Genomic DNA, 7,560 nt, shown 5'->3' on the forward strand with positions numbered 1-7,560 from the left:
ATTAGTCCATCTTTTAATTGCTCTAATGAGGCAAATGAGTAAGATAACCGGAGATGGTTTAAATCACTTTTATCATATATAATTCCTGGATTTAATAGGATGCGTTCTCTGAGTGCTAAATCAAATAGTTTCTTAGTTGAGATATTAGATTTGAGCCTAAGCCATATATAAAATCCGCCTTTCGGAATAATCCAAGTAGCAATTTCTAAAAAAAAGTCGTTTAAAAGTTGAATGGTAAAATCTCTTCTAGACTTTAACTCTGCTCTTATTTCCTTTAAGAAACTAGTGTATAAGCCACTAGCCAACCATTTTTCTACAGTATATTGTGATAAAGAGCTTGAACCATAATCTGTTTGCATTTTTATATCTGCTAAACGATCGATGACGGGTTCAGGGCCAACAATCCAACCTATTCGTAGCCCGGGACTTAGTGTCTTCGATATGCTCCCTATATATAAAACATTCCCTTGAGTATCTTTTGCTTTTAATGGATTGACGGGAGGACTTTCAATCCACAAGTCACCATAAACGTCATCCTCGATAATAGGCAAAGATAATTTTTGGCAGGCCTTTAATAGTTTAGAGCGTCTCCCTTCAGTCATTAATGTACCAGTTGGATTTTGGAAATTAGGAATTGTGTAAAGTAAAGTAGCATGATGTTGTCGCTTTAAATGTTCAATATCATCAACTCTAATTCCTTCTTGCTCCAATGGTATACCTAATAAATTCATTCCTGCAGATTGGAAAACATGTACAGAGTTTAAATACGAAGGTGTTTCATGAAGGATGGTTGATCCTCTTTCTAACAATCCAATGGAAATTAACTGGAGTGCTTGGAGACCTCCAGAGACGATTAAAATGGATTCCGGAGATGCTACAATTCCTTTAGGCTTTAGATAGTCACTAACCGTTTTACGTAAGGATAAAAGGCCTTTTGGTTCGACATAGCCTAAAGACAAGGCCTCATTACCTGTCCGTAAAATTTCCCTCATGCTATCATTCGGCAATAGATTTGGAGATAATTCACCAGTTCCTAATCTTATAAATTCTGGTTGTGCTTCAGCCCTATTGATTTCTTGAATAATAGTAAGGTTTGGTTTATATATACCTGAAGAAACATAACTTTTCCAATCAGGAGGAGGTGTGGAAGTTAGTAAACTCCAAGTATTATTGATTACCCATGTACCATTACCGACTTTCGTTTCTAATAACCCATCCGCAATCAAACCATCAAGAGCGTACACCACTGTACTTCGATTTACCTGAAACTGTTTAGCCAGCTCCCTTTGGGTGGGGATTTTCGTTCCTACTGTCCATTCTCCATGCATTATTTTTCTTTTTAAGTAATTATATATTTGTAAATGTAGAGGCACTGAAGAACTTTTTTGTGGTTTCCACTTCATTTCTTTCATTAGATAACCCTCTATCTTTCTTGTTTACTTATATACTAGCAAATTGGTTGGGTGCTTTTCCATCCAATTGGTTGAAGACACAATAAAATACATTAGGTATCCTAGAAATTACATTCGGGGGTGAAAGAATTGCAGGCTCTTATTCACGGAATCATTTTGTCGTTTGGCTTAATCTTACCTTTGGGGGTTCAAAATGTATTTATTTTCAACCAAGGGGCAACACATAAGAAATTCATATATGCTTGTCCCGCTATTATTACAGCAGGGATTTGTGATACAATACTTATCTTTATGGCTGTAACAGGAGTATCAGTGGTTGTATTAAATTTTGAGTGGTTAACCATTTTGCTATTTATATTTGGATTTATCTTTTTAATCTATATGGGGGTTGTGATGTGGAGGAGTAATCCAGTAACCAATGACAATATCGAAAATCAAAATCGTTTTTCTGCGAGAAGACAGATCACATTTGCTGCGTCAGTTTCATTACTTAATCCTCATGCGATTATTGACACTATTGGTGTCATTGGAACGAGTTCTCTCACTTACACAGGTCATGACAAATTGATCTTTGCCATCGCATGTATTGTCGTTTCTTGGATTTGGTTTTTCTTTTTGGCCATGTTAGGTCGGAAGATTGGACAACTTGGAAACAGCCGAATGCTGTTAAAAAGGATGAATCAGATTTCAGCAATAATAATCTTGGGAATGGCATTATACTTAGGATTTAATTTGTATGCATATCTTTAGTAGAAAAACAACGTGAGCCTTCACAGGGAAAGGATGAACTGTAACCACAACTTGAGAGCATATATAGGGTAGTTTTTAAGGTTAAAAATCTCTATTTTAATGAATGTTTTACTTAGTTTATCCATTTGGCGAAACAGCATATTGACTTCAGTGAAATCAAAATCGAGCTCGAATTTATGTACACATCTGGATCGGATTTGATAAGGTTTGATTTTGACCTTGTACAATAAGAGTTGAAAAAGCTGTTTTTCTATTTCCCTTGGGGGACCGTTGATACACTTTAGTGTCCTTTTCTAATAAGTTTCTCATATAATCTTTGTATCTGATAAGCTTAGTTGTATGCTAAGTTCATTCTTTTTCATAATCAGCAACACCTCCATATATTGGTATACTTAATAGATAAAAGTATTTAAGGGAAGCCATTTAATTCTCTTGTGAAAGGTCATGCCTTTTCATCAAGTGATTTAATAAAGATTGATTTTATACCTTATAGGGTATATAATATGTGAGTATAAACAATAAGGAGGGCAGATAATTGAAGAAAATATTAGCATCAATTTAATGAATGAGCAGCATCAAGATGTTTTTTTTGTAGATGTTCGAGAGTCTCATGAATTTAATGAGGGGATATAGATAGTAATTAGCCTATTTAAAAAAAGAAACGATGATTTTTTTCATGGGAGCCATATCTATATAAAAATAAACAACCAACTAGGTTTACCTGAAGAAAGGAGGAAACCCAATGGAGTACAATGACAAAATGAAAAACAGAGTCAAACGTGTAGAAGGACAAGTGAGAGCCATTCTTAGAATGATGGAAGAAGGGAAGGATTGTAAGGATCTCGTCGTCCAGATGTCAGCTGCAAGAAATGCAATGGACCGAGCGATTGGTTTAGTCGTAAGTTCTAACTTAGAGCACTGTGTTCGCGAGCAAATTTTAAAAGGTGAAGACACGGAAGCTTTTATTCAAGAAGCTGTGAACTTATTAGTAAAAAGCAGATAATACAAAGATGATTGACAGAGGTGAGTGTATTAATTATAATACCCCCATAGGTTTGAATGAACCTTAAGAAACGAAATTATATGTTACAGATAAATTTTTTTGTTTTTTATAATACGTGTAGGGGTATGCGTGTTTTAGAGAGAGGCGAGCAATCATTGAGATGGAATCAGGTTAGGTTTTAGAGATTCATGCGACTGATAAAGGAGCTAAAAATGATTGATTGGCTTGGCAAAACCTTGTGGGCATGCATGAAGTACTTTTAGATACTGAAGAAGATCGTGTATTGAAGTTTTGGGTAAAAAAGTCTAAGCTACTTATTAATTATACCCATACTAGTATTACTTTTGAACCGAAGGAGTGGACAATATGACAGACAAAAAGAAAACAACAATTATCTTATTTAGTGGTGATTATGATAAAGCAATGGCAGCTTTTATTATTGCAAATGGTGCTGCAACCTATGATCATGAAGTAACAATTTTCTCAACATTTTGGGGACTAAATGCTTTTAGAAGGGATCACCATGTACCAGTGAAAAAAGGATTCTTAGAAAGAATGTTTGCGAAAATGATGCCACGAGGAGTTGATAAAATGGGCCTTTCTAATATGAACTTCGCAGGAATGGGACCAAAAATGATTAAGCATGTTATGAAAAAACACAATGCAATGCCACTACTAGAATTAGTAGAAATGGCACAAGAACAAGGTGTAAAGTTAGTTGCTTGTACGATGACTATGGATTTATTAGGACTACAAAAAGAAGAGTTGATTGATGGTTTAGAATATGCTGGTGTAGCTGCGTATTTAGCTGATGCAGAAGAAGGAAATGTGAACTTATTTATTTAACCTATGGGGATACGTAAGTTGCCCTTATAGTAACACTCTTCATAATTCATAAGTTCATGCCTGTTAAAGGTGTATAACAAATTGATACGAATATATTTAATAAATTTTTTTGAAATTAATTAAAACTATGTATAATAGGGGGAATTTAGAATGGAAATGGTTAAATTTGATCAACAAGTAAATGCAAAAGGATTAGCATGTCCAATGCCGATTGTTCGTACAAAAAAGGCGATGAGTGACCTCCAGCCAGGAAAAGTACTAGAAGTTCAAGCAACAGATAAAGGGTCAACTGCTGATATTAAAGCGTGGGCACAGAGCATGAGACATCAATATTTAGGAACTGTTGAAGAGGGAGATGTGTTAAAGCATTATCTTCGTAAGGCCACTGAGGAAGAAGAGAAGAAATACCCACATGTTGTAAACAACGAGGAACTTCAAGCGAAATTGGTTAACAATGAAAATATTCTAGTTTTAGATGTTCGTGAATTAACTGAATATGCCTTTAATCATATTCCTGAGGCGAAATCCATACCACTTGGTGAGCTTGACAATCGTTTAAATGAATTAAGCACTGATAAAGATATTTATGTTGTTTGTCGAACTGGAAGTCGTAGTGATTTAGCCGCACAAACATTAACAGAAGCAGGATTTAAAAAAGTGATAAATGTCGTACCTGGAATGAGTGAATGGAGTTATCCAACTGATAGTTTAAGTAAATAATTGTTGTCATATTGTATGATGTTAGAATTCGCCAAGGGTGTAGGTGTAACATTAAGGGTTTTAATTAAATATTTTTTTATACAAATATATACTATTGGGGGTATGTAGGGTGGCTGTTAAAGCGATGAAATTAAAGGAATTAGCAAGAAAAGTAATCGAAAAGAAAGAGCTATTTATTCTAGATGTTCGTAATGAAGATGATTTTGCTGATTGGAAAATTGAAGGAGAAAACATTAATTATTTCAACATACCTTATTTTGAACTATTAGATGGTGTAGAAGAAATCATGGATAAAATTCCAACAGATAAAGAAGTATTAGTTGTTTGTGCGAAGGAAGGCTCTTCTGTGATGGTAGCTGAAATGCTTTCTGATGAAGGATTAGATATAGCTTATTTAGAGGGAGGTATGAAGGCATGGAGTGAATATCTAGAACCAGTTAAAGTAGGAGATTTGAAAGGCGGTGGTGAGTTGTATCAATTTGTTCGTCTAGGTAAAGGGTGTCTATCCTATATGGTTGTTTCAAATGATGAAGCAGCGATTATTGATGCAACACGTATGGCGGAAGTGTTTGTAAATTTCGCGAGAGAAATCGGAGCGAATATTGCACATGTATTTGATACACACTTGCATGCTGACCACATCTCAGGTGGAAGAAAAATTGCCGAAGCAACTGGTGCGACGTACTGGTTGCCTTCAAAGGATGCAGGAGAAGTTGTGTTTGAATATGCAGCACTAGACGGAGGGAATGACATACAAATCGGGAACTCAACGATCAACATCCATGCTTTATATTCACCTGGTCACACAATCGGTTCGACTTCATTTGTTATCGATGAAAAATACCTATTATCCGGAGATATTCTTTTCATTGATTCCATTGGAAGACCTGACCTAGCAGGGCTCGCTGAAGATTGGGTAGGAGATTTACGTGAGTCGCTTTATAAGCGTTATAGAGAGCTGTCAGAAGAGTTAATGGTTTTACCGGCTCACTTTATGATCATTGAAGAGTTAAATGAAGATGGAAGTGTGGCCGAGAAGTTAGGTACACTATTCGCTCAAAATCATGGATTAAATATTGAAGATGAACATGAGTTTAGATCAATGGTGACAGAGAACCTACCTCCACAACCAAACGCGTATCAAGAAATTCGTAAAACAAATATGGGGAAAATCACTCCAGATGAAGAAAAACAACGTGAAATGGAAATTGGTCCAAACCGTTGTGCAGTAAGATAACAACATGAAAATTGATAATTGGAGGCTTCATAAATGTATTCAGATAAAGTATTAGATGCAAAAGGATTAGCATGCCCAATGCCAATCGTTCGCACAAAGAAAGCAATGAATGAACTTGAGTCAGGTCAAATCTTAGAAATTCATGCGACTGATAAAGGAGCAAAAAAAGACCTAGTAGCTTGGGCGAAGTCTGGTGGGCATGAGATACGATCAAATACGGAAGAAGATGGTGTATTAAAGTTCTGGATTAAAAAAGGGTAAAAAAGAAAGAGGTTGGGACAAAAGTATTTTCATAAATGAGAAGCGGAACAAATCTAGAGTGGAGCGCATTCACCGCTCCTCGCTTTTAGTGACCTTCTTTTCAACGAATAGGAGTCTATGTATATGTTTTCTGCTACGCTCTCTACATGTTCGGAATCTCAGTGACCACTTTTGTTATGTCTCAGCCTCCTTTTCTTTAAAAGGAGATAGAGTATGATTGATTTAGCTTTTATTATTAGTATCTTTTTAATCGGGTTCATAGGTTCGTATATTTCCGGAATGGTAGGGGTTGGTGGATCGATTATAAAATATCCTATGTTACTGTATCTTCCACCTCTATTTGGTTTAGCTACCTTTAGTGCTCATGAAGTTTCGGGGATTAGTGCAATTCAAGTGTTCTTTGCAACCATTGGTGGAGTGTGGGCTTATCGTAAAGGTGGATACTTAAATAAGACGTTAATCATTTATATGGGATCAGCGATTCTAATTGGTAGTTTTGTGGGTGGCTATGGATCAAAACTGATCTCAGAAGACGGGATTAATCTAATTTACGGTATTTTAGCTTTAATTGCTGCAATCATGATGTTTATCCTAAAAAGGGGATTGATCATGTTCCAATGGATCAAGTGACATGTAACAAATGGTTAGCTGCAAGCTTTGCATTAATTGTCGGAATTGGAGCAGGAATTGTTGGTGCAGCTGGGGCATTTTTGCTAGTGCCAATCATGCTTGTTGTATTAAAGATTCCAACGCGCATGACCATTGCTTCTTCATTAGCTATTACTTTTATTTCATCCATTGGAGCAACTGTCGGGAAGATGACAACTGGGCAAATTGATTATTTTCCTGCTTTTATTATGATTGTGGCGAGTTTAACAGCCTCTCCACTAGGTGCAATGACAGGAAAGAAGATGAATACAAAGATTTTGCAAGTGATATTAGCTGTATTGATTGCTGTATCAGCATTGAAAATTTGGATAGACCTCTTATAAAAAGAAGCGACATTGAGATGGTTATCGAATTAGCTAGTCCCAGGAACATGTTGTAGAAATATCAGATCCGATTAAAGGTAGAAATTGAGCTAATGTTTCCTTCAGCATCAGCTCTCCTCCCCTCTCCACCGGAAATAACACCAAGACAAAAATTTTAAATATTCATATCTACTTTCCTCCCTGAGTAAAAAGCTAATTGCGGGTTCAAAGGATTTTCTTTTGCTGTTCGTACGTTAGGAACTAGTCTATAAACTAATGTATGACTTCCTAATGATGAGCGGTATTTCTCAATGTGAGCTTGTGATAGGCTGCTATGATAGTAGCCTGGTACATACTTAT

The 7,560-nt window shown here is 36.0% G+C and carries 7 protein-coding genes and 2 pseudogenes; 7 read left to right on the forward strand and 2 right to left on the reverse strand.

Going from position 1 to position 7,560, the window contains the following annotated elements:
- Positions 1 to 1,412 (reverse strand): aminotransferase-like domain-containing protein (locus tag JCM9152_RS20580; protein WP_035347599.1); only part of this gene is annotated, 1,412 nt, incomplete at its 3' end.
- Between the two features lie 129 nt (positions 1,413 to 1,541).
- Here JCM9152_RS20580 and JCM9152_RS20585 point away from each other — a divergent pair.
- From JCM9152_RS20585 to JCM9152_RS20615, 7 genes and pseudogenes are all read left to right on the forward strand, one after another.
- Positions 1,542 to 2,162 (forward strand): LysE/ArgO family amino acid transporter, encoded by a 621-nt coding sequence (locus JCM9152_RS20585; RefSeq protein ID WP_035347601.1) that lies wholly within the window; start codon positions 1,542 to 1,544, stop codon positions 2,160 to 2,162.
- Positions 2,163 to 2,904: 742 nt separating this feature from the next.
- A complete protein-coding gene (locus tag JCM9152_RS20590) occupies positions 2,905 to 3,165 on the forward strand; it encodes a metal-sensitive transcriptional regulator (protein WP_035347603.1) in 261 nt (86 codons plus the stop codon).
- Between the two features lie 366 nt (positions 3,166 to 3,531).
- Entirely contained in the window at positions 3,532 to 4,011 is a 480-nt protein-coding gene (locus JCM9152_RS20595) for a DsrE/DsrF/DrsH-like family protein (RefSeq protein WP_035347605.1), read from the forward strand.
- Positions 4,012 to 4,161: 150 nt separating this feature from the next.
- Complete coding sequence (locus JCM9152_RS20600; protein WP_035347607.1) at positions 4,162 to 4,731, forward strand: sulfurtransferase TusA family protein; 570 nt, start codon at positions 4,162 to 4,164, stop codon at positions 4,729 to 4,731.
- Between the two features lie 109 nt (positions 4,732 to 4,840).
- A complete protein-coding gene (locus JCM9152_RS20605) occupies positions 4,841 to 5,968 on the forward strand; it encodes an MBL fold metallo-hydrolase (RefSeq protein ID WP_035347609.1) in 1,128 nt (375 codons plus the stop codon).
- Positions 5,969 to 6,001: 33 nt separating this feature from the next.
- Positions 6,002 to 6,229 (forward strand): sulfurtransferase TusA family protein, encoded by a 228-nt coding sequence (locus JCM9152_RS20610; protein WP_035347611.1) that lies wholly within the window; start codon positions 6,002 to 6,004, stop codon positions 6,227 to 6,229.
- Positions 6,230 to 6,445: 216 nt separating this feature from the next.
- Positions 6,446 to 7,221, forward strand: a pseudogene (locus JCM9152_RS20615) (sulfite exporter TauE/SafE family protein).
- A 154-nt stretch (positions 7,222 to 7,375) separates the two neighbouring features.
- Here JCM9152_RS20615 and JCM9152_RS23580 read toward each other — a convergent pair.
- Positions 7,376 to 7,560 (reverse strand): annotated as a pseudogene (locus JCM9152_RS23580) (pyridoxamine 5'-phosphate oxidase family protein); the annotation flags it as partial.

It is taken from the genome of Halalkalibacter hemicellulosilyticusJCM 9152 (genome assembly GCF_000513115.1).
In the GTDB taxonomy this organism is placed as follows: domain Bacteria; phylum Bacillota; class Bacilli; order Bacillales; family Bacillaceae_D; genus Halalkalibacter; species Halalkalibacter hemicellulosilyticus.

Coding starts and splice junctions, on each gene's coding strand:
- JCM9152_RS20600 (WP_035347607.1), top strand. CDS start 4,162: ATGGAAATGGTTAAATTTGATCAACAAGTAAATGCAAAAGGATTAGCA.
- JCM9152_RS20610 (WP_035347611.1), top strand. CDS start 6,002: ATGTATTCAGATAAAGTATTAGATGCAAAAGGATTAGCATGCCCAATG.
- JCM9152_RS20590 (WP_035347603.1), top strand. CDS start 2,905: ATGGAGTACAATGACAAAATGAAAAACAGAGTCAAACGTGTAGAAGGA.
- JCM9152_RS20595 (WP_035347605.1), top strand. CDS start 3,532: ATGACAGACAAAAAGAAAACAACAATTATCTTATTTAGTGGTGATTAT.